Annotated in this window: 25 protein-coding genes and 2 tRNA genes; 13 read left to right on the top strand and 14 right to left on the bottom strand. The window is 64.7% G+C overall.

What is annotated here, in order from left to right; all coding sequences use genetic code 11:
• Together DK874_RS07655 and DK874_RS07650 are read left to right on the top strand one after the other, a co-directional pair.
• Positions 1-375 carry a rhodanese-like domain-containing protein gene (locus tag DK874_RS07655; protein WP_114313426.1) on the top strand — a complete coding sequence of 125 codons (375 nt, stop codon included), beginning with the start codon at positions 1-3 and terminating at the stop codon, positions 373-375.
• Positions 375-1,166 (top strand): TlpA disulfide reductase family protein, encoded by a 792-nt coding sequence (locus DK874_RS07650; protein WP_114313425.1) that lies wholly within the window; start codon positions 375-377, stop codon positions 1,164-1,166. Before DK874_RS07655 ends, DK874_RS07650 begins: the two co-directional genes overlap by 1 nt.
• On the opposite strand, the gene DK874_RS07645 is transcribed toward DK874_RS07650, so the two are convergent.
• From DK874_RS07645 to DK874_RS07625, 5 genes are all read right to left on the bottom strand, one after another.
• Complete coding sequence (locus DK874_RS07645; RefSeq protein WP_114313424.1) at positions 1,163-2,539, bottom strand: SpoVR family protein; 1,377 nt, start codon at positions 2,537-2,539, stop codon at positions 1,163-1,165. The genes DK874_RS07650 and DK874_RS07645 overlap by 4 nt on opposite strands.
• 3 nt (positions 2,540-2,542) lie before the next feature.
• Positions 2,543-3,586, bottom strand: a complete 1,044-nt coding sequence (locus tag DK874_RS07640) for a DUF444 family protein (RefSeq protein ID WP_114313423.1) — start codon at positions 3,584-3,586, stop codon at positions 2,543-2,545.
• On the bottom strand, positions 3,583-5,595 hold the full coding sequence (locus DK874_RS07635) for a PrkA family serine protein kinase (protein ID WP_114313422.1): 2,013 nt from the start codon (positions 5,593-5,595) through the stop codon (positions 3,583-3,585). The genes DK874_RS07640 and DK874_RS07635 overlap by 4 nt, the downstream gene beginning before the upstream one ends.
• A 122-nt stretch (positions 5,596-5,717) precedes the next feature.
• A complete protein-coding gene (locus DK874_RS07630) occupies positions 5,718-6,287 on the bottom strand; it encodes a CPBP family intramembrane glutamic endopeptidase (protein WP_114313421.1) in 570 nt (189 codons plus the stop codon).
• Positions 6,284-6,970, bottom strand: coding sequence for a metallophosphoesterase (locus tag DK874_RS07625; RefSeq protein ID WP_114313420.1), 687 nt, complete (start codon positions 6,968-6,970; stop codon positions 6,284-6,286). Before DK874_RS07625 ends, DK874_RS07630 begins: the two co-directional genes overlap by 4 nt.
• A 17-nt stretch (positions 6,971-6,987) precedes the next feature.
• Here DK874_RS07625 and DK874_RS07620 point away from each other — a divergent pair, with 17 nt between their 5' ends.
• The 6 genes from DK874_RS07620 (at position 6,988) to DK874_RS07595 (ending at position 10,778) form a co-directional block, all read left to right on the top strand.
• Positions 6,988-7,428 (top strand): regulatory protein RecX, encoded by a 441-nt coding sequence (locus DK874_RS07620; protein ID WP_114313419.1) that lies wholly within the window; start codon positions 6,988-6,990, stop codon positions 7,426-7,428.
• A 9-nt stretch (positions 7,429-7,437) separates the two neighbouring features.
• A complete protein-coding gene (locus tag DK874_RS07615; protein WP_114313418.1) occupies positions 7,438-7,875 on the top strand; it encodes a type II toxin-antitoxin system RatA family toxin in 438 nt (145 codons plus the stop codon).
• Positions 7,876-7,966: 91 nt separating this feature from the next.
• The gene (locus DK874_RS07610) at positions 7,967-8,239 is read left to right on the top strand and encodes a stage V sporulation protein S (protein WP_014515944.1); all 273 of its coding nucleotides are present in this window, start codon (positions 7,967-7,969) and stop codon (positions 8,237-8,239) included.
• Positions 8,236-9,435 (top strand): transcription antitermination factor NusB, encoded by a 1,200-nt coding sequence (locus DK874_RS07605; protein ID WP_114313417.1) that lies wholly within the window; start codon positions 8,236-8,238, stop codon positions 9,433-9,435. Before DK874_RS07610 ends, DK874_RS07605 begins: the two co-directional genes overlap by 4 nt.
• Positions 9,432-10,217, top strand: a complete 786-nt coding sequence (gene proC, locus DK874_RS07600) for a pyrroline-5-carboxylate reductase (protein WP_114313416.1) — start codon at positions 9,432-9,434, stop codon at positions 10,215-10,217. Before DK874_RS07605 ends, proC begins: the two co-directional genes overlap by 4 nt.
• 6 nt (positions 10,218-10,223) lie before the next feature.
• Positions 10,224-10,778 (top strand): hypothetical protein, encoded by a 555-nt coding sequence (locus DK874_RS07595; protein WP_114313415.1) that lies wholly within the window; start codon positions 10,224-10,226, stop codon positions 10,776-10,778.
• Here DK874_RS07595 and DK874_RS07590 read toward each other — a convergent pair.
• From DK874_RS07590 to rpsB, 8 genes are all read right to left on the bottom strand, one after another.
• Positions 10,775-11,404 carry a glycosyltransferase family 2 protein gene (locus DK874_RS07590; protein WP_114313414.1) on the bottom strand — a complete coding sequence of 210 codons (630 nt, stop codon included), beginning with the start codon at positions 11,402-11,404 and terminating at the stop codon, positions 10,775-10,777. The two genes, DK874_RS07595 and DK874_RS07590, sit on opposite strands and share 4 nt — an antisense overlap.
• Positions 11,405-12,415, bottom strand: a complete 1,011-nt coding sequence (locus tag DK874_RS07585; protein WP_114313413.1) for a M50 family metallopeptidase — start codon at positions 12,413-12,415, stop codon at positions 11,405-11,407.
• Positions 12,412-13,512, bottom strand: coding sequence for a 1-deoxy-D-xylulose-5-phosphate reductoisomerase (gene dxr, locus DK874_RS07580; RefSeq protein WP_114313412.1), 1,101 nt, complete (start codon positions 13,510-13,512; stop codon positions 12,412-12,414). The genes DK874_RS07585 and dxr overlap by 4 nt, the downstream gene beginning before the upstream one ends.
• Positions 13,509-14,339, bottom strand: a complete 831-nt coding sequence (locus DK874_RS07575; RefSeq protein WP_114313411.1) for a phosphatidate cytidylyltransferase — start codon at positions 14,337-14,339, stop codon at positions 13,509-13,511. Before DK874_RS07575 ends, dxr begins: the two co-directional genes overlap by 4 nt.
• Positions 14,340-14,430: 91 nt before the next feature.
• Positions 14,431-14,988 carry a ribosome recycling factor gene (gene frr, locus DK874_RS07570; protein ID WP_114313410.1) on the bottom strand — a complete coding sequence of 186 codons (558 nt, stop codon included), beginning with the start codon at positions 14,986-14,988 and terminating at the stop codon, positions 14,431-14,433.
• Positions 14,989-14,998: 10 nt separating this feature from the next.
• Entirely contained in the window at positions 14,999-15,703 is a 705-nt protein-coding gene (gene pyrH / locus DK874_RS07565; RefSeq protein ID WP_114313409.1) for a UMP kinase, read from the bottom strand.
• Positions 15,704-15,758: 55 nt separating this feature from the next.
• Entirely contained in the window at positions 15,759-16,349 is a 591-nt protein-coding gene (gene tsf / locus DK874_RS07560; protein ID WP_114313408.1) for a translation elongation factor Ts, read from the bottom strand.
• Positions 16,346-17,134, bottom strand: a complete 789-nt coding sequence (rpsB, locus tag DK874_RS07555; protein ID WP_114313407.1) for a 30S ribosomal protein S2 — start codon at positions 17,132-17,134, stop codon at positions 16,346-16,348. The genes tsf and rpsB overlap by 4 nt, the downstream gene beginning before the upstream one ends.
• A gap of 164 nt (positions 17,135-17,298) precedes the next feature.
• Between rpsB and DK874_RS07550 the strand changes: the two genes are divergently transcribed.
• Together DK874_RS07550 and DK874_RS07545 are read left to right on the top strand one after the other, a co-directional pair.
• Positions 17,299-17,373, top strand: a tRNA-Ala gene (locus DK874_RS07550).
• A gap of 159 nt (positions 17,374-17,532) precedes the next feature.
• A complete protein-coding gene (locus DK874_RS07545) occupies positions 17,533-18,780 on the top strand; it encodes a Gfo/Idh/MocA family protein (protein ID WP_114313406.1) in 1,248 nt (415 codons plus the stop codon).
• A 15-nt stretch (positions 18,781-18,795) separates the two neighbouring features.
• Here DK874_RS07545 and DK874_RS07540 read toward each other — a convergent pair.
• Positions 18,796-18,889, bottom strand: a tRNA-Ser gene (locus tag DK874_RS07540).
• A 56-nt stretch (positions 18,890-18,945) separates the two neighbouring features.
• On the opposite strand from DK874_RS07540, the gene DK874_RS07535 reads away from it, so the two are divergent.
• The 3 genes from DK874_RS07535 to DK874_RS07525 are packed head-to-tail and all read left to right on the top strand — an operon-like array spanning position 18,946 to position 22,668.
• Complete coding sequence (locus DK874_RS07535) at positions 18,946-21,432, top strand: CBS domain-containing protein (protein ID WP_114313405.1); 2,487 nt, start codon at positions 18,946-18,948, stop codon at positions 21,430-21,432.
• Positions 21,407-22,012: a site-2 protease family protein gene (locus DK874_RS07530; RefSeq protein WP_114313404.1), complete on the top strand. Its 606-nt coding sequence runs from the start codon at positions 21,407-21,409 to the stop codon at positions 22,010-22,012. The genes DK874_RS07535 and DK874_RS07530 overlap by 26 nt, the downstream gene beginning before the upstream one ends.
• Positions 22,009-22,668: a site-2 protease family protein gene (locus DK874_RS07525; protein ID WP_114313403.1), complete on the top strand. Its 660-nt coding sequence runs from the start codon at positions 22,009-22,011 to the stop codon at positions 22,666-22,668. The genes DK874_RS07530 and DK874_RS07525 overlap by 4 nt, the downstream gene beginning before the upstream one ends.
• Positions 22,669-22,675: the final 7 nt, after the last annotated feature.

Genomic DNA, 22,675 nt, shown 5'->3' with positions numbered 1-22,675 from the left:
ATGACCCGGCGGGCGCTTCTCGGCTTTTTCGCCCTCCTGGTCCTTTCGGCCTGCGGACCCAAGGGGAGCTACCAAAACATAGGCCCCCAGGAGCTTTACCAGGCCCTGGACCAAGGGGCCCTGGTGGTGGACGTGCGCACCCCCCAGGAGTTCGCCCAGGGGCATGTACCCGGGGCCATCAACCTGCCCGTGGAGGACATCGTCCGATGGGGGGATACCCTTCCCAAGGACAAGCCGGTCTACCTCTACTGCCGTAGCGGTAACCGCAGCCGCCAGGCAGCGGAGTACCTGAAGCGGAAGGGGTATACCAACCTGTACAACCTTGAAGGCGGGGTCCTGGCCATCGAACGGGCGGGCTTTCCCTTGGTTCGCTGATGGATGCGGTGCAGGTGGGGCCTTTGGCCATTCCCTGGGCCAGGTTCCAGGTCTTCCTGGCCCTTCTGGCCATGGTGGCGGTGGCCGAGGTCCTGGCCCGAAGGGTGGATCAGAGGCTTGCCCCGTGGACCTACAACGCCATCCTTGCGGGTTTTCTTGGAGCCCGGATTGGCTTCGTTCTGGAAAACGCTTCGGTGTTCGCCAGGGACCCCCTCTCCGTGCTTTACGTCTGGCAAGGGGGGTTTAGCCCCCTTTGGGGTATCCTGGCAGCGGGAGGGTACACGCTGATGGCACTGCCCAAGAACCTTTGGCGGTATGCCCTGTTCTCCGCCTTGGCGGCGGGCTTGGTCTTTGGGGTTTTCCTGGTGCAAAGGCGAGGGGGAGAGGAGGTGCGCCTGCCCTCCCTCACCCTCACCAGCCTGGGGGGTACCCCGGTGAACCTCCAGGACTTCCGGGGGAAGCCCCTGGTCCTGAACCTCTGGGCCACCTGGTGCCCCCCGTGCCGGCGGGAGCTTCCCATGATGGTGCGCCTAAGCCAGGAAAACCCGGAGGTGCGCTTCGCCTTCGCCAGCCAAGGGGAGGGGCCAGCCGTGGTGCGGGGCTTTTTGGAGGAGCAGAAGCTGGCCCCCGAATGGGTGCTCCTGGATCCGGAAACCCAACTTTCCCAGGCCCTAAAGACCCAGGGCCTGCCCACCACCTTCTTCTTTGACCGGGAAGGGCGCCTGGTGGCCCGGCACATGGGGGAGCTTTCCGAAGCCCTCCTTCTTGGGTACCTGAGGGCCTTGCGCTAGCCCCCGGCCGAGAGCAGGGCTTCCTTGCCCTCCACCACCGTCCTCAAGTGGACGGGCCGGCCCCAAAGGCGGTGCAGGTTCTCCAGCACCGCTTTAGTCTTTCTCAGGTCCAGCTCTACGCCCTCGTAAGCATGTTCCAGAAGAAGCTCCCCACGATTGCCATAGTTGGCGTCCACCAGCTCCACGATGGGATAGCCTCCGTTGGTGAGGCGGAATAGGAGGGCCTTCTTGGCCTCGGCGAACCGGGGGAGGTCCTCAGGGGAGATTAGCCTCTGCCTTAAGGCGAACTCCGGGGTCAAGAAGCTATCCAAAAAGCCCAGGTCCGTGTGGATGGTGCGCACCTGAAAGAGTTTTTTCAGGCCTTCCCCGGTGGGCCTCTCGTAGGTGAGCCGCTCCCCTAGGGGCAGGGCCTTGTACTCCGGGCCGAACCGCCCCTTATCCCAGCGGTCCTCCACCTCCTTCAGGAGCAGGTAGCCCAGGCGGTAGGGGTTGAACCCGTGGGGGGCCAGAAGCCCCGCCTGGAGCTCGGCAAACTCCAAGGCCTCCTGCGGGGAGAGGAGGGGGAGGAGGAGCCGGGTGTGCCAGTAGGTGGCCCAGCCCTCGTTGAGGATCTTGGTGGCGGCCTGGGGAACGTAGTATAGGCTCTCCTCCCGGATGATCTCCAGGATGCCCTTTTGCCAAGGGGCCAGGGGGGCGTGCCGGGCCAGAAAGCCCAGGATGTCCCGGGTGGGCCGGGGAGGAAGGGGGGTGGGGCTTGCCCCTTCCTCGGCCTCCTTTGGGGGCTCGGGTGGGGGGTTCACGTAGGGATCCAGGTAGGGGCGTACCCGCAGGCGGCCAGGGGGTCTTTCCTCGGGGGAGGCGTCCTCTTTTCTTTGGATGTAAAGGGCTTGGGGGTCGATGAGGTTTTCCAAGGAGAGGGCCAGGTCCAAGAACTCCTCCACGCTTCTTGCCCCGTGCCGCTCCATAGCCTTTTCCACAAAGGCTGCATGGTGAGCCATCTCCTCATGCATATCCTTGGGGATGGGCTTGAAGGCCAGGTTGTTCTGGAAAAAGTCGGCATGGGCATAAACGTGGGCCATGACCAGCTTCTGGGCGAGGAGGGTGTTCCCCTCAAGGAGGTAGGCTCGTACGGGGTGGGTGTTCACCACCAGCTCGTAGATGCGCCCGAGGCCATAGCGGTAGGTTTCCCGGTAGCGCAAATACTCGCTGCCAAAGCGCCAGTGGGGGTAGCGCCGGGGAAACCCCCCGTAGGCGGCCAGCATGGCCATCTCCTCCGGGCCCACCTCCTCAAAGAGCACCGGGGGAAAGGAGAGGCCTTCGGCCAAGGCGCGCTCCCGTAAGCGTTCGGCCCAGCGGCGAAGCTCCTTGCGCATCCTCTAGCCTCCCAAAAGCCGCCTCAGGGCCAGGGGCAGGTCCTCCTTGCCCCGCACCTCGGTGGCGGCCAGCCCTTCCTCCTTGCCTAAGGCTTCCTTCAGGTCCTCGAGGAACCGCCCCTGGCCGTAGGGCCCCTCCACCTGGGCATACCCGTAAAGGGCCAGGGTGGGAAGAAGCCGCCTTAGGGCCTCCAGGGCCTGGGGGGTGTCCCCTTGCCAGTTTTCCCCGTCGGAAAAGTGGTAAAGGTAGCGGTTGTAAAAGGCCTCGGGGTAGGGTTTCAGGATCTCCTCCGCCAGGAGAAGGGCGCTGGAAAGCCTCGTTCCCCCTCCTTCCCGGGCGCGGAAGAACTCCTCCTCGCTCACCTCCCAGGCCTCGGCGTCGTGCAGGAGGTAGCGCCTTTCCAGCCGGGGGAAGTGGCGCTTGATCCAGAGGGTGATCCAGAAGGAAAGGGTCTTCACCAGCCTAAGCTCCTCTTCCCGCATGCTGCCCGATACGTCCAGGGCAAAGAGGACCACCGCCTGGGCGTGGGGGCGGGGCTTGGCCTTGGGGGCCTTGTAGCGGAGGTCCTCCCGCTCGGGGACCAAGAGGGGCTCCTCCGGGCGGTATTCCCCGGTGATGAGGGCCCGCTTGAGGCTCTCCTTAAGGGTGCGGCGCACGTGGCGGAGGCCCCTTGGTCCCTTGCGGGCGATGGTGGTGTAGCGGAAAGCCTCTTCCGTAACCTCCCCCTCCCCCTTGGGCCTGAGCCGGGGAAGCCTTAGGGCCTCGCCCATGAGGTCCAAAAACTCCTCCAGCTCCAGCTCGGCCACGGGCACGTGCCCTCCGGGGCCCAGGCTTTCTGTTCCCGGGCCCCCAAGGCCCAGGCCCTCCCCTAAGGGTTCCCCGTAGACAATCTTAGGGAGCTCCAGCTGGGGCAGGGGGATGGAGACCAGGCGGCCTTCCACCTGGCCGAAAAGCTCCTCCCGGGTCAGAAACTCCCGGGCCCTTTTCTTAACCTCGCCGCGCACGATCTCCTTAAAACGTAAGAGGTCCCGCTCAATGGGTCTCATCGCTCGCTCCGGGCAAAGATGGAGGCGGCGAACTCCAAAACCCCGCTGGCGCAGTGCTCGCAGTAGCCGTGGTCGCGGATGAGGCGGGCTTTCACCACGTCGATCTTGGCCTGGGTTTCCGGATCCACCACCCCTGAGACCAAGGCGGAGAGGCGGATGGTGTCCTTCTGGTCATCAAAGAGCTTGAGCTCCAGGGCCCGTCGGAGCCTTTCGTTGTCCTTGTAGGTGAACTGCCTCCCTTCCAGGGCTAGGGCGCCGATGTAGTTCATGATCTCCCGACGGAAGTCGTCCTTGCGGGACTCGGGGATTTCTATGCGTTCCTCTATGGAGCGCATGAGCCTCTCGTTGGGGGGTTCGGGGGCGCCGGTGTAGGGGTTTTTCACCTTCTCCCCCAGGACGTAGGCCTTCACGTGGTCAATGTAGTTGTGGAAGAGGCGGTTTAAGGCCTCCTCGTCGGCGGCGATGGCCCTTTGCACCTCGTTTTTCACGATCTCCGCGTACTCCGCCTTTACCTCCTGCAAGAGGGCCTTGTACCGCTCCTTGGTCTTCTCGTCGGAGATGAGGGAGTGGTGCTTGAGCCCCTCTTCCAGCTCGTTCATCACCATGAAGGGGTTGATGCAGGGCTCCTCCGAGGTGACCAGGACGTTGGAGATCTTGTCCTGGATGTACCGGGGGCTGATGCCTTCCAGGCCCTCCCGCTTGGCCTCGGCCATGAGCTCCCGCACCGCCTCCTCCGTCCAGCCGGGAAGGAGCCTGCCGTCGTAGAGCTTGAGCTTCTGCATCAGGGTAAGCCCCGCCCGCTTGGGGGGTTCCAGCCGGGTGAGGACCGCCCAGGTGGCGGCCATCTCCAGGGTATGGGGGGCGATGTGTTTGGCCCTAACCCTGCTGAAGTCCCGCTGGTAGATCCTCACCTCGTCGGAAACCCGCAGGATGTAGGGGACGTCTATCTTGATGGTGCGGTCCCTGAGGGCCTCCATGTACTCGTTGGCCTGGAGCTTGCGGTATTCAGGCTCATTGGTGTGCCCAAGTATGATCTCGTCTATGTCCGTCTGGGCGAACTTCTTGGACTTGATCTTGTGCTCCTGGCTGGCGGTAAGGAGGTCGTAGAGGAAGGCCACGTCCAGCTTGAGGATCTCTATGAACTCCACCAGGCCCCGGTTGGCGATGTTGAGCTCCCCGTCGAAGTTGAAGGCCCTAGGGTCGGAGTCGGAACCGTAGATGGCCACCTTGCGGTAGTTGATGTCCCCGGTGAGCTCGGTGGAGTCCTGGTTCTTCTCGTCCTTGGGCTGGAAGGTGCCGATGCCGATGCGGTCCTTCTCCGAAAGGACCAAGCGCTTGACCACGACCTCCTCCTCCAATACCGCCGCCAAATCCCCCCCATGCCGGGCTAGGGCCTCCCGCATCTGGAAGCGGCACACCGGGCAGAGGTCCCCTTCCACCTCGAGGGGGTAAGGGTACTCGGGATGGAGGTGCTTCAGCTCTTCTAAAAACTCATTCCGAATCTCTTTGGGCAGGAGGAGGAGGGGCTCCTCGTGCATGGGGCAGGGGAGGGGACCTTCTGGGGTTTTCCAGTAGAAGGTGAAAAGCTTCCCCTCCTCCGTGCGGCTATAGGCCTCGAGGCCCTTTTTGAGAAGCCGGGCGATGGTGCTTTTGGCCGAGCCCACGGGCCCGTGCAGGAGGAGGATCCGCCTTTCCGGCCCCAGGCGGTGGGCGGCGGCCTTTAGGGTGGCCACCAGGCGCATGAGGGGTTTATCCAGGCCGAAGATGGCGTCTTTCCCCCCTTCAAAGGGGTCGTCGAAGAAGCGGTAATGGAGGAGCTTTTCCTTGAAAAGGGTATACTCCTCCACCCCGTAGGAGAGGATCATGTCATGGACCCGTTGGAAGCTGGTCCTTAGGGGCCTGGGGTCCTGCTTTAGGAGGCTTAGGTAATCGGCGAAGGAACCCTCCCAGCTCAGGGCCCGGTAGGCCTCGAGGTCTTGACGGCGACGGATGCGTTCCAGTTCGTTCATGGACGCCCTCCTTCATACCGGCTAGGGACGGGTTTTGATAGCTATATCTTTATTGTAGCAGGTTCTGGGCGGAGAATGTGGCCCCGGTTCTAGCCGGAGAAGAGGGTTTGCGCTAAGCTTCTCTAGCTCCTTGAGATCTCGTAGAACCCCCGGGCATTGTGGAGGAAATGGGCCAGAATACCGGGGAGGAGGCTTCCCGTGAGGAGGTAGGTGAGGCCGAAAAGGAGCCCGGCAAGCCCGGTGTAAAGGGGATAGGCAAAGGCCCGCTTGGGGGCGGGATGCAGGAGGGCGAAGACCAGGGCCTGAAGGAAGACCCCCCATGGCCCCAGCCAGGCTACCAGGAGGCTTTGCAGGAGGCCCCGGAAGAAGACCTCCTCCGCCACCCCCGAAAGGAGGGCCAGGAGGAGCAGGAGGGAAGGACCTGCCCCTGCCTGGCGTAGGGCTTGGCCCAAGGTGCGGTGGAGCCTTTCCGCTTCCGGGAAGGAGGAGGGGAAAAGCCGGCGGAAAGCTTCTTCCAAAAGGGCTAAGGCTAGGAGAAGGCCCAGGGCCAAGGCTAGTCCCCCTAGGCTCCCTTGGCCAAAGGGCAGCCCCAAAAGGAGCATGCCCGAGGCCCCAACGAGGAGAAGGATCCCTTGGAGGAAAAAGAGGAGGCCCAAGGGTGCGGGAAGCCAGGCCCTAGGCCACCTTTTCATTCCACCTCCAGGACCAGCTTGGGCCGGAAGCCCAGGGCGTCGGCGGCCACCAGGTGGAGGGGGATGCCCTGGTACTCCTTGGGAAGCTTTTCTGGATCCGCCCCGTGCAGGTGGCCGTAGACGATGGCTTGGGGCCTGGCCTGCGCGGCCAGCTCCAAGAGGGGGGTGGCCTCCCCCTTGGGGCCAAAAGGAGGGAAATGGAAGGCCACCACAAGGTAGCGGTGGGGCTTGCCCCTTAGGTTCTGGAGGGAGAGCTTAAGCCTTTCCACCTCTCGGGCGAAGATCCTCTCGTCCTCAGGGGTAGGGGGTGGGTACTGCCAGCCCCTAGTGCCCGCCACCCCCACCCCCTCCAGCACCAGGGCGTCGTTTTGTAGGGCGTACATACCCTGGGGCAGGACCGCCCTTAAGCGGCTTATGGAGGGCCACCAGTAGTCGTGGTTGCCCTTTAGGAGCACCTTGGTTCCGGGAAGGGCGGCCAGGTCCAAAAGGTCCGGCAAGGCCTCCCCCAAGCGCATGGCCCAGGAGATGTCCCCGGGCACGATCACCAGGTCCCCTTCCCCCACCACCTCCCGCCAGCCTCGGAAGAAGGCCTCCGGGTGTCCCTGCCAGTTGGGGCCGAAGATGGTCATGGGCTTGGGATGGAGGCGGGAGAGGTGGGGGTCGGCGATGGCGAAGACCCGCATGGGCCATAGCGTACCCTATGGGTATGGAAAAGGCGGAGGCTATGGCCTACGCCCTCAGGCTCTTGGCCAGGCGGGCCTTGAGCCGGGCCCGCCTAAGGGAGAAGCTTCTGGGCCGCTTTCCCGAAGGGGAGGTGGAAAGGGTCCTGGCCCGCCTCGAGGACATGGGCTACCTGAACGACCGGGTCTTTGCGGAAGCCTTCGTGGCTTCCCGGCGGAAGTACGGTCCCCATAAGCTCCGCCATCTCCTCAGGGCCCAGGGGGTGCCGGAGGCGGTGGTGGAGGAGGTCCTTGGCGCCTATGGGGAGGAGGAAAACCTGGAGGCGGCCCTAAGGGTCCTCCGCCGCTACCCCCGGCGTCAGGACAAGGCCAAGGCGGTGCGCTTCCTCCAGGGCCGGGGTTTCCCTCTTTCCGTGGCCTTGGAGGCCTACCGGCTTGTCAAGGAGGAGGAAAGCGGGTAAAAAGAGCCCATGCCCGAGGTACGCGCGGAACGCTTCATCAAGGCCCCACCGGAAAAGGTGTATGCCCTGGCCAAGGACCTGGAGGGCCTCAAGCCCTACCTCAAGGAGGTGGAAAGCCTCAAGGTGCTTGCCCAGGAGGGCCAACGCACCCGAAGCGAATGGGTGGCAGTGGCCATGGGTAAGAAGGTGCGCTGGCTGGAGGAGGAGGAGTGGGACGACCAAAACCTCCAAAACCGCTTCTACTCCCCCGAGGGAGATTTTGACCGGTACGAGGGCACCTGGGTCTTCCTGCCGGAAGGGGAGGGCACCCGGGTGGTCTTGAGCCTCACCTACGAGCTCACCATACCCATCTTTGGCGGTCTTTTGCAGAAGCTGGTGCAAAAGCTCATGCAAGAGAACGTGGAAAGCCTTCTCAAGGGCTTGGAGGAGCGGGTTCTGGCCTCCTAGTTGCGCACGGGGCCCTTTTGCTCTACCATGGGCCTGAAGCCGCCCATGTCCTTCCAAAGCAGGGTGGCCCAGGAGCTTTCAGGAGGTCAAAGTGGAGACGTTGCGCGTATCTTCCAAGTCCCGCCCCAACTCCGTGGCCGGCGCCATTGCGGCGCTTTTGCGTACCAAAGGGGAGGTGGAGGTGCAGGCCATCGGTCCCCAGGCGGTGAACCAGGCGGTGAAGGCCATCGCCATCGCCCGGGGGTACATCGCTCCCGATAACCTGGACCTGGTGGTCAAGCCCGCCTTCGTCAAGCTGGACCTGGAGAACGAGGAGCGGACCGCCCTTAAGTTCAGCATCAAGGCCCATCCCCTGGAGTCTTGAGGCCGGAAAGCCCCAGGGCCCTGGCCGTTCGCATCCTCCTCGAGGTGGAGCGGGGCGGCAGGGCCCAGCTGCTTCTGGACCGGGCTCTGGATCGCCTCTCCTGGCCAGAGCGGGATAAGGCCTACGCCACCCACTTGGTGTACGGGGCCCTTCGCCGCCTTCGGTTTCTGGACTTTATCCTGGAGCCCCACCTCAAGAGGCCGGAGAAACTCCCTCCCCCCGTCCGTTGGATCCTGCGCCTGGGGGCCTGGGAATGGCTTTCCGGCAAGCCGGACCATGCCCGGGTGAGCCCCTGGGTGGAGGAGGCCAAGAGGGTATCCCCCCGCCTGGCCGGCTTGGTTAACGCCGTGCTCCGCCGCCTGCACCTACGGGAGGCCCCGGAGTGCGTGCGCTTAAGCCTTCCCGACTGGCTTTGCCAGGCCTGGCAAGGGTTCTTCGGCCAGGTGGCCTTCGCCGAGGGGTTCAACGAACCCGCCCCCCTCTTCGTCACCGCTTACCGCCCCGTGGAGGGATTGCGGCCAGGTCCGGTTCCCGATAGCTACATCTGGGAGGGAGGGAAGACGGACTTCTCCTCCTTGGGCCTCCAGCCCCAGAACCCCGCCTCCCTTTTCGCCGCCCAGCTCTTAAACCCGTCCCCAGGGGAAAAGGTGCTGGACCTTTGCGGGGGGGCGGGGCTTAAGGCCTTCTACCTGGCCGCCAAGGGGGCGGAGGTGGTGTCCTACGATCTGAACCGAAAGCGCCAGGAGGCGGGCCAGAAGACGGCCAGGAGGCTGGGCCTACAGGTGGCCTACCGCACCCAGGACCTGAGGGAGCCCCTTCCCGAGAAGGCTAAAAAGGTCCTCCTGGATGCTCCCTGCACCGGCACCGGTACCTTTCGCAGCCACCCCGAGTTGCGCTACCGTTTGGCGCCGCAAGACCCCGGGCGCATGGCAAGGCTGCAGCTTCAGCTCCTGGAAACCGCCGCCCGGGCCACGGAGGAAGGGGGGATGCTGGTCTATAGCGTCTGCACCCTGACGGAGGAGGAAGGGGAGGGGGTGGCCCAGGCCTTTCTCGGCCGGCATCCGGAGTTTGTGCCCGAGCCCTTCCCTTGTCCCCTTCCGGTTCTCAAGGCGGGGCTCGGGGTCTACGTGGTCCCGGAAGGGGGGTTGGATGGGTTTTATTACCTCCGCCTGAGGAAGGTAAACTCTAGGGCATGAAGCTGGCGTTTGTGGGCCTGGGCAAGATGGGGAAGAGCATCCTGAAGGGGGCCTTGGACCGGGGCTTCCTGAGGCCGGAGGAGGTGGGGGTGGTGGGCCGGACCCCGGAGCGTACCCGGGAGCTGGCCGAGGCCTTTGGCCTCCGCCCCCTGACCCTGAAGGAACTCGCCCAGGCGGAACGGGTGCTTCTCGCCGTCCAACCCCGGGATTTTCCCCATCTGGCCCCGGAGATGGCCCATCCCGGGGTGGGGTACATCTCCATCATGGCCGGGGTGTCCACGGCGGTGCTTTCCCGCAGGCTGGACACCCGGCGGGTGGTGCGGGCCATGCCCAACCTGGCGGCGGTGATCGGGGAAAGCTCCACCGCCCTCACCGCCTTAAAGGAGGCCAGGGAGGCAGGGGATTTGGCCTTTGCCCAGGCCCTCTTCGCCACGGTGGGGGATGTGTACGAGATCCCTGAGCACCTCTTTGACCCCTTTACCGCCATGTCCGCCTCGGCGCCCGCCTATCTGGCCCTGGTGGCCGAGGCCCTGGCGGATGCCGGGGTGAAGATGGGCATGCCCCGGGCCCTGGCCTTGCGCCTGGCGGCGGAGGCCTTGGCGGCCACGGGGGAGCTTTTGAAAAGCCGCCATCCCGCCCAGCTGAAGGACGAGGTGGCAAGCCCTGGGGGAACCACCATCCACGGCCTTCATGCCCTGGAGGCCCGTGCCTTGCGCGCTGCCTTCTACGAGGCGGTGGAGGCGGCTACCCGGCGGGGGCACGAGCTGGGAGAAGCGGAGTAAAGGCCCATGGGGGGTGCTAAGGGTGGGGGGCATTGGCGGTTTCTTTGGGTGGTGCCGGTCTTCCTTTCCTTGGCCCTGGGCCAGGTCTTTCCCCAGGCGGGTGGGCGGTACCGGTATTCCGATGGCGTGGTGCAGGAACTGGTGCCCACCCCGGAGGGCTTCCGTCTCCGCTACCTAAGGGAGGGGCGGGTCTTTCGGGAAGACCGGCTCAAGGGGGGATCCGAGGGGCTTGTTCTCCTCGGGGTGGGGTTGCCCGAGGGGTATTTCCCCTTTACGCCCCCTCTCCTTCTCTACCCCTCAAGGTTGGAGGTGGGGCTTTCCTGGGGGGGAAGCGCCCAGTTTCGCGGGCAACGGGTGGCCCTCTCCGCCCGGGTGGAGGGGATAGAAGGCGTGAGGGTAAAGGCCGGTGCCTTCAACGCCTACCGGGTGCGGGTGGCCTTTACCACGGAAAGGGGCGGCACGGACCTCAAGGAGCTCTTTTTGGTCCCGGGCCTGGGGGTGGTGGCCTACCGCACGGGAGGGTCGTGGGTGGAGCTCTTAAGGCTTCCCGAGGCCCCTTAGAGCTGGGCCCTGAGGTAGTAGCGGAGGATCTCCCGGTACATGCGCAGGCGGTGAAGGAAGCCCGGTATGAGCCCTCGCTTTTCCTCCTTCATCACCTGGCTCACCCCGGTTAGGGGCAGATAAAGGACCCGCCATCCCTCCCTTTTGGCGTGGCGGGTAAGGAGGAGTTCCAGGTCGTAGCGGGCGGCCTCGAGGCCCGGCACCCTCCTTAGCGCCTCCGTCCTTAGGGCCCGTTGCCCGGAAAGGAAGGGGGTGAGGCGCATGGCAAGATCCGTGGAAAACCGGCCCCCTTGGAAGACCCCCGCGGTCATCTCCGCCTTACCCTCCCAAACCGGGGCCAGAAGGGCATGGAGGTGCTCTGCCTTTAGCCCCACCAGGTCGGCGTCCAGGAGGAGGACGAAGGGGGTGGTAACCTCCTTAAGCCCTTGGGCCACGGCGCCCCCTTTGCCCCGGTTTTGGCCAAGGCGCACCACCTGGGCCCCGGCCTTGGCGGCTTCCTCAGAGGTGGCGTCCTGGGAGCCGTCGTCGGCCACCACCACGGGAAACCCCGCCTCCTTGGCCACCTTTACCACCCGGGCCACGGTGGCCTCTTCGTTGTAGGCGGGGATGAGGACCGTGGCCTCCATCTAGCCTCCCAGTAGCCTTCTTAGGTCCTGGAAGGTGACCAGGATGACCAGGAGGACGAGGAAGAGAAAGCCCAGGTAGTGGACCATGGCCTCCTGCTCGGGCCGGATGCGGAGGAAGCGGGAGAGGAAGAGGATCAGGATCCGCCCTCCATCCAAGGCGGGGATGGGCAGGAGGTTGAAAAGGGCCAAGGAGAGGTTGATGGCCACGGTGAGCTCCAGGAGCCGGAAAAGACCCTCTTGGGCAGCCCGGCCCGTTTCCGCCACGATGCCCACGGGTCCCACTACCCCATTGTCGGGGTTTCCGGCAAGCACCCCCAAAAGCCCCCCCACCAAGGCCTTCACCATCTGGGGTCCGAAGGCTAGGGTGCGGTGTACGGCCAGCCCGAGCCCCTCTAGGAAGCCCACCCGGCGAAAGGTTACCTCCGGCTGGTACACCACCCCAAGCCGCTCCATACCCTCCTTCCAGGTGAGGGAAAGGGTGAGCTCCTGCCCTTGGCGGAGCACGGTAAGGGTATGGGTCCCTGGGGTCTTGACCCGCTCGATCCCCTGGGCCTGGGCAAGGGGGGTGCCGTCTATGGCCAGGAGGATATCCCCAGGCTTTAAGCCCGCCTCTTCCGCCACGCTTCCTGGGAGGACCTCGAGGATCACCGCCCGTCCCGTGGCCTCGGGTACCCCTTGGGCGCTAAAGAGGAAGGCCAGAAGCCCCCAGGCCAAGAGGACGTTCATCACCACCCCAGCTACCAGGACCAAGAGCTTGCCCAGGAAGGGAAGGGCGTCGTAACCCCGGCCCCGCTCCTCGGGGAGGAGGCCCTCGATGTCCGCATACCCCCCTAGGGGAATGGCGGAAAGCCGCCACTCCGTGCCCCAGGCCTGGCGCTTCCACAGGATAGGACCGAAGCCCAGGCTGAAGGCCTTGACCCGCACCCCTTGGGCCCGCGCCGCCAGGTAGTGCCCCAGTTCGTGCACGAAGATGCTGACCCCGATGATGATCAAAAACCAGATCAGGCTCATGCCCACCTCTTGGCCTCCTCCCGGGCCCAGGCGTCCACGGCGAAGAGGTTCTCCCATGTTAGGGGAAGGGAAGGGGTGTTTTCCATGACCTGGGCCAGGATTTTGGGGATGTGGGTGAAGGGGATCCGGCCGGCCAAAAAGGCCTCCACCGCCACCTCGTCGGCGGCGGAAACGGCCACCTGGGCTACCCCGCCCCGCCTTCCCGCCTCAAAGGCCACCTCCAGGGCGGGAAAGCGGTTTAGGTCTGGCTCCAAAAACTCCAGCTCCCCGGGGAGGGGAAGGCCCTTGAGGGGGGTTTCCGCCCGCCCGGGGTAGGTGAGGGCGTACTGGATGGGAAGGCGCATGTCCGTGGGGCCCAGTTGGGCCTTGAGGCTTCCGTCCACAAAGCGCACCAACCCATGCACGTAGGCCTGAGGGTGGACCAAAACTTTGATCCTCTCCAAGGGAAAGCGGAAGAGCTCCTTGGCCTCGAGGACCTCCAGGCCCTTGTTGAAGAGGGTGGCGGAGTCTATCGTCACCTTGGGGCCCATGCGCCAGCGAGGGTGGTTGAGGGCCATCTCCGGGGTGACCTGGGAGAGGTCTTGCGGCTCCTTTAAGAAAGGCCCGCCGCTGGCCGTCAGAATGAGCTCGGCCACGTCCTCCCGCCTCTCCCCCAAAAGGGCCTGGAAGAGGGCGGAGTGCTCCGAGTCCACGGGGAGGATCTCGGCCCCATGGGCCTCCACCTCCTGCCAGAGGAGGGGCCCTGCGGCCACCATGGCTTCCTTGTTGGCTAAAGCGATACGCTTGCCTGTCTGGGCCGCCACCCGGGTGGGAGAAAGGCCCGCAAGCCCGGGAATGGCGGCTACCGCCACCTCGGCTTCCAAGGCGGCCACTTCCTCGGGGGAGGCCAGCTTAAGCCAGGGGAAACGGGACTTGAGCTCCCCGTGAAGGCTTTCTTCCGCCGCCACCAGGGAAGGCCGCCACTCGGCGATCTGCTGGGAAAGGGTCTCCAGGTTCTTCCCGGCCGCCAGGCCCACCACCCGAAAGCCCTGCCAGCGGCAGACCTCCAGGGCCTGCCGCCCAATGGAGCCCGTGGAGCCTAGGATCACCACCCTCATGTGAAGAGCACCACCAGGAAGTACGTGAGGGGGAAGGTGAAGAGAAGGCTATCGATCCGGTCTAGAAGCCCTCCGTGTCCGGGAAGGAAATGCCCCGAGTCCTTCACCCCACAGTACCGTTTCAGCATGGACTCCGCCAGATCCCCAAGCTGGGCCGCCAAGGAGAGGAGGAGGCTGAAAAGCCAAAGCTCCAAGAGGCCAAAGGGGAAGACCTCCTGTACCAGGCCAGTGTACAGGGCCAGGGCCAGAAAGCTCACCGCAATCCCCCCCAAAGAGCCCTCCACCGTTTTGCCGGGGGAGATTTCCGGGGCCAGCTTTTGCCGGCCCAGGGCCCGGCCCACGAAGTAGGCCCCGATGTCGGTGGCGAAGCTGGCCACCAGGGGCAGGGAAAGGGTCCAAAGGCCCAGGGTGCCATCCGGGGTTTCCCGCAGAAGGAGGACATACCCCAGGGTCCAAGGCAGGTACAAGAAGGCCAGGAGGGTAAAGGCGAAGCGGGTGAGGTCGGCGCCCTTAAGGAGCTCGTAGCTGAAACTTCCCAAGAGGAAAAGCCCCAGGGCCACCTCCCGCCAGGGCACCTGGGGGAAGTGCCAGTAGAGCTGGGGCAAGGAGAAAAGGAAGAGGAGGACCCCTCCGCCCATCAAAAAGGGAAGGTTCAGCCGGATGCCCCTTTTAGCCAGCATATCCCGGAGCTCCAGACTCCCCAGCCACAGGACGAAAACCAGGGTGGGGAGGATTAAGGGCAAGCCGGCCCACAGCACCCACAGGAGCACAAGGGCCCCTGCCAGGGCGGAAAGGACCCGGGTGGGAAGGTCCTCCTTCCCCTCCATCACCCCTCCTTCCCCCTGGGCCTGGGGGCGAGGGGGCGATGACCTTTGGGCAGACCGGCCACAGCAGACCAAGGGTGGGACCCAGGGGCTCTTAGCCCAGGATCTCCTCTTCCTTCTTCTCCAAAAGCTCGTCTACCTTGGCGATGAACTCGTCGGTGATCTTTTGGATTTCGGCTTCTGCTCGCTTGGTGTCGTCCTCGGAAAGGTGAAGTTCCTTGGAAAGTTTCTTTAGTTTCTCAAGGGCCTCGCGCCGGAGGTTGCGGATGGCGATCCGGCCCTCCTCGGCGTAGTGGCGGGCGGTCTTCACCAGCTCCTTGCGCCTTTCCTCGGTGAGGGGAGGGATGTTGATGTAGAGGGCATCCCCCTTGTTGGCGGGGTTCAGGCCCAGGTCGGAGTCGCGGATGGCCTTTTCTATGGCCTTCAGGGCGTTTTGGTCCCAGGACTGCACCACCAGGGTTTTGGCGTCGGGAGCGGTGACGGTGGCGATCTGGTTCAGGGGCACATGGGTGCCGTAGTACTCCACCTTGAGGTGGAGGAGCAGGGCGGGGTTGGCCCGCCCGGTGCGCAGGCCCGCCAGGTTATGCTCCAGGGCCTCGAGGCTCTTTTGCATGTGCGCCCTTGTTTCCGCATAAAGCTCTTTTAGGCTCATAGCACCTCCTTCAGGTGTGGATCAGGGTACCCACCTTTTCCCCTTGGATGATACCCACCAGAGCGCCAGGTTTAAAGATGTCAAAGACCACGATGGGAAGCCCGGCCTCCATGCACAGGGTGATGGCGGTGGTGTCCATGACCTGGAGACCCCGGTTCAAGACCTCCAGGTAGGTGAGCTGGTCAAAGCGCACCGCATTTGGGTTTTTACGGGGGTCATCGGAGTAGACCCCGTCCACCTTGTTCTTGGCCATGAGGACCACCTCGGCCCCCACCTCCAAGGCCCTTAGGGCGGCGGCGGTGTCCGTGGAGAAGAAGGGATTGCCCGTTCCCCCACCAAAGATGACGATGCGCTCCTTCTCCAGGTGCCTTAGGGCCCGCCTGCGGATGTAGGGCTCGGCCACCTGGGTGATGGTGAGGGCGGTCTGGACGCGGGTGGGAATACCCAAGGATTCCAGGGCGTCCTGGAGGGCCAGGGCGTTCATGATGGTGGCCAGCATGCCGATGTAGTCGGCGGTGGCCCGGTCCATCCCCACGCCCTGCCTCGCCCCCCGCCAGAGGTTCCCCGCCCCGATCACGATGGCCAGTTGGATCCCGGTGTCGTAGGCGGCCTTGATCTCCTTGGCCAAGGCCTTGGTGGCCTCGGGCTCAATACCGAAGCCGTTTGCGGTCAGAAACTCGCCGGAAAGCTTAAGGAGAACCCTCTTGTACTTCATGGTAAGGGAAAAACCGGGGCCCCTTGGCTAAAGGACCCCGGGTGTCCAGCATGGCCTATGCCCCCAGCTCAAAGCGGCAAAAGCGCCGCACTACGATGTTTTCCCCAGTCTTGGCGATGGCCTCTTGGATCAGCTCCTTGACCCGGACCTTGTCGTCCTTGACAAAGGGCTGTTCCAAAAGGGCCACCTCCTCCAGGTACTTCTTCAGGCGGCCCTCGGCGATCTTCTCGGCAATCTGGGCAGGCTTGCCCTCGTTGAGGGCGGCCTGGATGTAGATCTGGCGCTCCTTCTCCAGCTCCTCGGCAGGGATCTCTTCGGCGGAAACGTAGCGGGGGTTCATCATGGCGATGTGCATGGCCAGGTCCCGGGCCAGGTTCTGGAAGATCTCGTTCCGGGCCACGAAGTCCGTTTCGCAGTTGAGCTCCACCAGGACCCCCACCCGTTGGTTGTGGTGGATGTAGTGGCCGATGACCCCTTCCCTAGCCTCCCGCTCCGCCTTTTTGGCCGCCTTCATGGCTCCCCGCTCCCTGAGGAGCTGGACGGCCTTCTCCTCGTTCCAGCCGGCGTCCTCCAGGGCCTTCTTCACGTCCATCATGCCGGCCCCCGTGGCCTCGCGCAGCTTTTTGATGAGTTCCATCTGGCTCATGCTTCCACCTCGTCCTCACCAAGGTCGGATGCCCCCTGGACCTGGGCTTCGGCCTTCTCGGCCTCCTCCACCAGGGCGTAGGAGGGGGAGGGCTCCACCACCCCGCCCCGGGCCTGGATGATGAGGTCCACGGCCCTTGAGACGATGAGCTGGATGGAACGGATGGCGTCGTCGTTGCCGGGGATGATGTAGTCCACCAGCTCAGGATCGGAGTCGGTATCCGCCAGGGCCACCACGGGGATGAAGAGCTTGCGGGCTTCCCGGACGGCGATGGCCTCCTTGGTGGGGTCCACCACGAAGACGGCGTCAGGAAGGCGCTTCAGACGGCGGAAGCCCGAAAGGTACTTCTGCAGGCGCTCAAGCTCGTGCTTCAGGCGCACCTGTTCCTTCTTGGGCCGGTCTTGGATCTCCGGGGAAGCGAAGAGGTTCTCCAGCTCCTCCAGGCGGTTTACCCGCTGGGAGATGGTCTTGAAGTTGGTGAGCATCCCACCCAGCCAGCGCTGGTTCACGTAGGGCATCCCCGCCCGTTCCGCTTCCATGCGGATGATGTCCTGGGCCTGTTTCTTGGTGCCCACGAAGAGGATGGTGCCTCCCCGCATGGCCAGGTCCTCGAGGAAGCGGAAGGTGCGCTCCAGCTCCACCATGGTCTTCTGCAGGTCAATGATGTGGATGCCGTTGCGCTCCGCGTAGATGTAGCGCCCGAACTTGGGGTTCCAGCGCTTACGCTCGTGACCGAAGTGAACCCCTGCCTCAAGAAGCTCCTTAACGCTGATGTTTACAGGCATATTCCTCCCGTTCGGGGAAGGTTGGGCTTGGCGTTTCCTGTGCGCCGCCCTCTCTCCCACGGGACCTTCCCCTGCCCGTGGGCTGGCCCGGCACACCTCTCCGATTATAGAGGGAAGAGGGGCTTTGCGTAACCCCCCCTTTTGGGCTATACTCCCCTAGGCTTGGGGCGGTAGCTCAGAGGGAGAGCACCCGCCTTGCAAGCGGGAGGTCAGGGGTTCAAATCCCCTCCGCTCCACCAAGTCCGGGACACAATGCTTTACCCCCCGGTAGCGTGGCCGGGGGGTAGGTTTTACTGCACAACTACTGCTTACGGGGTGTGAGGCCCGGGGTGCGGACATCCCTCGGGCGTCGTTCTTTTGGTCTTTCCCAAGGGGATAGGCCATGGCAGGATGGGGCCATGGGGCCCAGCCTGGTCTTCCTGGGAGCGGGAAACCGGGGCATGGCCTATGCGCGTCATGCCCAAGCCTTGGGCGCCCGCATCGTGGCGGTGGCGGACCCCCGGCCTGAACGCCTCCAGGCCTTCCAAGAGGCCTTTTCCGTGGAGCGGACCTTTGCCGACTGGCGGGAGCTCTTGGAGGCCCCCCTCCTGGGGGAGGGTGCGGTGGTGGCCCTTCCCGACCGCCTGCACGCCGAGGCGGCGGTGGCCCTCATGGAAAAGGGCTACCACCTCCTCCTGGAAAAGCCCATCGCCCCCACCTGGCGGGAGGTGGAAGGGGTGGCCGAGGCCAAGGGGCGCACGGGGCGGATGGTGGCCGTGGCCCACGTGCTGCGCTACACCCCCTACGCCCGGGCCCTGAAGGGGCTTTTGGGGGAGGGGGCGGTGGGGGAGGTGGTGTCCGTGCAACACCTGGAGCCCGTGGGCCACTGGCACTACGCCCATAGCTTCGTGCGGGGCAACTGGCGGAAGGAGGCGGAGTCTAGCCCCTTCCTCCTGGCCAAGAGCGTGCACGACCTGGACTGGCTCCTTTTCCTGATGCCGGGGGAGGTGGCCCGGGTGGCCTCTTTTGGGGGGCTGTACCACTTCCGCCCCGAGAACCGGCCCCAAGGGGCGGCGGACCGGTGCCTGGACTGCCCGGAGGAGGTGGAGGGGTCCTGCCCCTTCTCTGCGAAACGCATCTACCTGGAGGCCTACGAGAGGGGGGAGCGGGGCTGGCCTTTGGACGTGGTGGCCTACCCGGTGGCCTGGGAGAACCTGATGCAGGCCTTGGAGGAGGGCCCCTACGGGGAGTGCGTGTACCTGGGGCGGAACGACGTGGCGGACCATCAGGTGGTGATGTTGGAATACCGGGACGGACGCACGGCCAGCCTGCACGTGGAGGGTCTAAGCCGGATGCGGTTTCGGGAGACCCGCATCTTTGGCACCCGGGGGGAGCTTTTTGGGGACGGGCGGTACCTGAGGCTCTACCGGTTCGGGGAGGGGGAGAGGGTGTACGACCTGGAGACGGAAAGGGAGGGTTCCATCCGCAGCGGGCACGGGGGCGGGGACGTTGGCCTCGTGAAGGCGTTCCTGGAGGCCCTGGCCCGGGGGGATGAGGGCCTTCTTGAGCCCTTCTCCGAGGCGGTCCAGGCCCACCGGCTCACCTTCTTGGCGGAAGAGGCCCGGAGGGCAGGAAAAGGGGTGGAGATAAAGAATCCCTTGCCCTGAAGGGCAAGGGGCCTTTGGCGGAGAGGGCGGGATTCGAACCCGCGAGGCAGGTTTAAGCCCGCCTACACGATTTCCAGTCGTGTCCCTTCAGCCACTCGGGCACCTCTCCAAGTGCCAAGCCTGAGTTTAACAAGGCCCCTTTTTAACGTCAAGTAAGCTGGTGGTGTGCGGGTGGTGGTGGCCCACGAGAACCTGGACTTTGATGCCCTGGGCTCCATGGTCCTGGCAGGAAGGCTATTCCCGGGGAGCATTCTGGCCTTGGTGGGGGGCCTCGAGGGGCCCCTAAAGGAGATCGCTCCCCTTTTGGAGGATCGTTTGGATCTGGTCCCGGCTGGGGAGATCCCTTTGGGGAGGGTGGGCGAGGTCATCCTGGTGGACAACGCCCGGCTCGAGCGCATCGGGCCCTTCAAGGCCTTGGTGGGCCGGGTACCCTTCCTCGTCTTCGATCACCACCCCCGGGCACCCGGGGACGTACCTGCGGTGGGGGGCAGGGTGGCCCAGGTGGGGGCCACGGTGAGCCTTTTGGTGCCCCTTATTCGGGAGCGGGGCCTGACGCTTACCCCCTTGGAGGCCACCTTGGCCTATGCGGGGATCTGGGAGGACACCGGGGGGTTTAGCTTTCCCTCCACCACCCCCCAGGACCTGGAGGCCGCCCATTTCCTCGCCCAGCAAGGGGCGGAGATTCCCCGGGTGCGCGAGTGGGTGCGGCCCCAGCTGGGGGAGGAAGCCCGCGAGATCCTGAAGACCCTCATCCGCACCGCCAAGGTGGTGGAGCGCCAGGGGTTTCGGCTCCTTATCGCCCGGGCCCAGGAGGAGGGGTACGTGCCGGCCCTAGCCCCCCTGGCCCATACGCTACTGGACCTGCACGAAGCCCAGGGGGTGTTGCTGGTGCTTAGGCTTTCCCGCGAGGTCCTCCTCATTGCCCGGAGCCGGGAGCGGTTGGATGTGGGCCGCTGGCTTTCCCAGGTGGGGGGCGGGGGGCACCCCCGGGCGGCCTTCGCCCGGGTGCGGGGGGTGCGTAATGCGGTGAAGCGCCTTTTGGAGAGCCTTCCCCGGTACCTGGAGCCTGAGCCCACTTTGGGCGAGGTTATGACCTCGCCCGTGGAAACCCTGCGCCCCACCACGGTGCGGGAGGCCCTCCGGGTTCTGGAGGACCGCGGGTACGGGGCCATGCCGGTGGTGGAGCCCCTGGAACGAGGGGGGGTGCGGGTCTTGGGCCTAGCCCGCAGAAGGGATCTCAGGAAGGCGGAAAGGCTCGGCCTGGCTGAACACCCGGTGGAGGGCTTTTTGGCCCGGGCCTTGGTCCTTCCTCCCCAAACCCCCCTGTCCGAGGTGGAGCCCCACTTAAAGGCCGGCGGGGGAAGGGTTTTGGTGGGGGAGAAGCTGGGGGAGAGCGTCAGGCTTCTTGGGATCTTCACCCGTACCGACCTCTACCGCAAGAGGCCTGCCTTGGAGAAACCCTTGGGGGAGAAGATCCTCGAGGCCTTACCGGAGGGGGCTAGGCGGGTGGTCTTTGCCCTTAGGGAGGCCTTTCCCCAGGGGATCTACCTCGTGGGGGGAGCGGTGCGGGATGCCCTTTTGGACCGGTCAGGCCCCGACCTGGACCTGGTTCTGGAACCGGGGGTTAGGCTGGGGGAGGTGGCCCGCTTCCTGGTGGAGCGCTTTGGGGGGAGCTTTGGCCTCCACTACGCCTTCGGCACCGCGCGGGTGCGCCTCTCTTTCGGCCTTGCCGTGGACCTGGCGGAAAGCCGGGAGGAGGTCTACCCCTACCCCGGTGCCCTGCCCCAGGTGCGCCCAGCCCCCATCGCCAAGGACCTGGAGAGGCGGGATTACACGGTGAACGCCATGGCCCTTTCCCCGGCCACCCTGGAGCTTTTGGATCCTTACGGGGGCCTCCAGGATCTCCAGGCCCGCCTACTACGTCCCCTTCATCCCCTGTCCTTCGTGGAGGACCCTAGCCGCATCGTCCGAGGGGCACGGTTGGCCAGCCGGCTGGCCTTCCGCTTTTCCGAGGAGGCCTTGAAGGCCCTGCCTCCGGCCCTCCTGCCCGAGGTGCTGAAGACCGCCAGCAAAAGCCGCCTGAGAGACGAGCTTTTGCTCACGCTGGAGGAGGATACCTTCCTCGAGGCCCTCTCCCTCCTGGAAGAACTTGGGGCCCTGGGACCTCTCTATGGGTTTAGGCTTCCGCCGCGGGAGCCCTTTGCCAGGTTGAGGTGGAGGTACCCCGAGGAGGGGGGAATCCCTGCAGAGCGGCTGAGGGTGGAAGCCCGCCTCCTCCTTCTCCTTTGCTTCCAGGAAGATCCCCTGGAGAAGGCCTTAGCCCTGGGGCTTCCCAAGCGGCTTCAGGAGGCCCTAACCCTCTTGCTGAAGGGTTCCTGGAATGAGGTGGAAAAGGAAGCCCTGGCGAAGGAGCCCCTGCGGAGCGTTTTTCTGGCCCTTTTTCCCGAGAAGGAGGGCTGGCTTACGGAGAAGAGGCGGGTCCTCATGGGGCGGGATCTTTTGCAACTGGGCCTTAAGCCGGGCCCCAGGGTGGGGGAGATCCTGCGCCAGGTGGCCGAGGCCCGGGCTAAGGGCGAGGTGAGGACCTTTGAGGAGGAGCTGGCTTTAGCCCGTAGACTGATAGGCGATGGGTCTTTTTCCGTACCTCAATGACCCCCCGGTCTTCCTGGTGGCCTTCGCCTTTGCCGTTTTTGGCCTGGTGATCCACAACCTTTTCCAAGCCTACCTGGCAGACCGGTACGGGGATACGGCCCCCCGGCGCTACGGTTTCCTTTCCCTGGACCTCCGGGCCCACCTGGAGCCCTTGGGCCTAGTCCTCTTGGTCCTTCTGGGCTTCGGCTGGCCTCGGTTCGTGCCCACTGGCCTTCCGGGGAGGAAGGGGGCCATGGTGGCCCTCATGGGCCCCTTGGGTTTCTTTGTGGCCGCCTTCCTGTATGGCCTTCTCGCCCGCTTTTTGCCCTACCCCTTTGGGGAGGGGCTTTGGGTGGCCCAAAGGCTCATGCTCCTGCACGCCGCCATTTACCTTTTCCCCGTGCCCCCTTTGGATGGGGCCAAGGCCCTTTATGCGGTGGGCGGGTATGAAGCCCGGCGTTTTCTGGATCAGGTGGCCTCATACGGGCCCCTGGGCTTTATCCTCATCTTCCTGGTCCTCTCGTTTACCGGGGTCACGGGCTCGGTGGTCCGGGGGCTGGCGGGGCTTCTGGAAACTTTCTATCGGGCTTTGGGGCTATGATCGGGCTTTGGCAGCAAGACCCCTTGGCCTTCGTACTGGCCTTTGCCGCCTTGGTCTTCAGCCTGGTTTTGCATGAGCTGGGCCACGCCTATGCCGCCTACCTCTTCGGTGACGCCACGGCTAAGCGCCAGGGGCGGCTTACCCTTAACCCCTTGAAGCATTTGGACCCCTTGGGCACGGTGCTTCTTCTCCTGGTGGGCTTTGGCTGGGCCAGGCCGGTGCTCATCTATCCCCCGGCCTTCCGCTCTTACCGGCTGGGGCTTTTCGTGGTCTCCATCGCCGGGATCGTTATCAACCTGGCTTTGGCCGTGCTCTTCGCCCTCCTAGTGCGGGGGATCTTTGCCCTGGATCCTCTTGGGGTGGTCCTGACCCTAAGGGGAGAAGAGCAGACCTTATCGGGACTTTTGGCGCTGGCCGCCTTCTTCGCCAGCTCCATCAACCTGGTCCTGGCGGTCTTCAACCTCCTGCCCATTCCCCCCTTGGACGGCTCCAAAATACTGCAAAGCCTTTTGCCCCTTTCCTGGCAACCCCTTCTCTGGCGGCTGGAGCAGTACGCCTGGCTTTCCTTCCTCCTCATCCTTACGGTGTTGCGGGGGCCCATTCAGGAGGTGTTGCGTTTGGCCCGCAGGGTGTTCTTTGGCTTTTTCTTCGGCTAAACTGGGG

This window comes from Thermus caldifontis, assembly GCF_003336745.1.
GTDB lineage: Bacteria > Deinococcota > Deinococci > Deinococcales > Thermaceae > Thermus > Thermus caldifontis.
The sequence above is the reverse complement of the archived record's forward strand: the minus strand, read 5'-3'. Positions and strand labels throughout refer to the sequence as shown.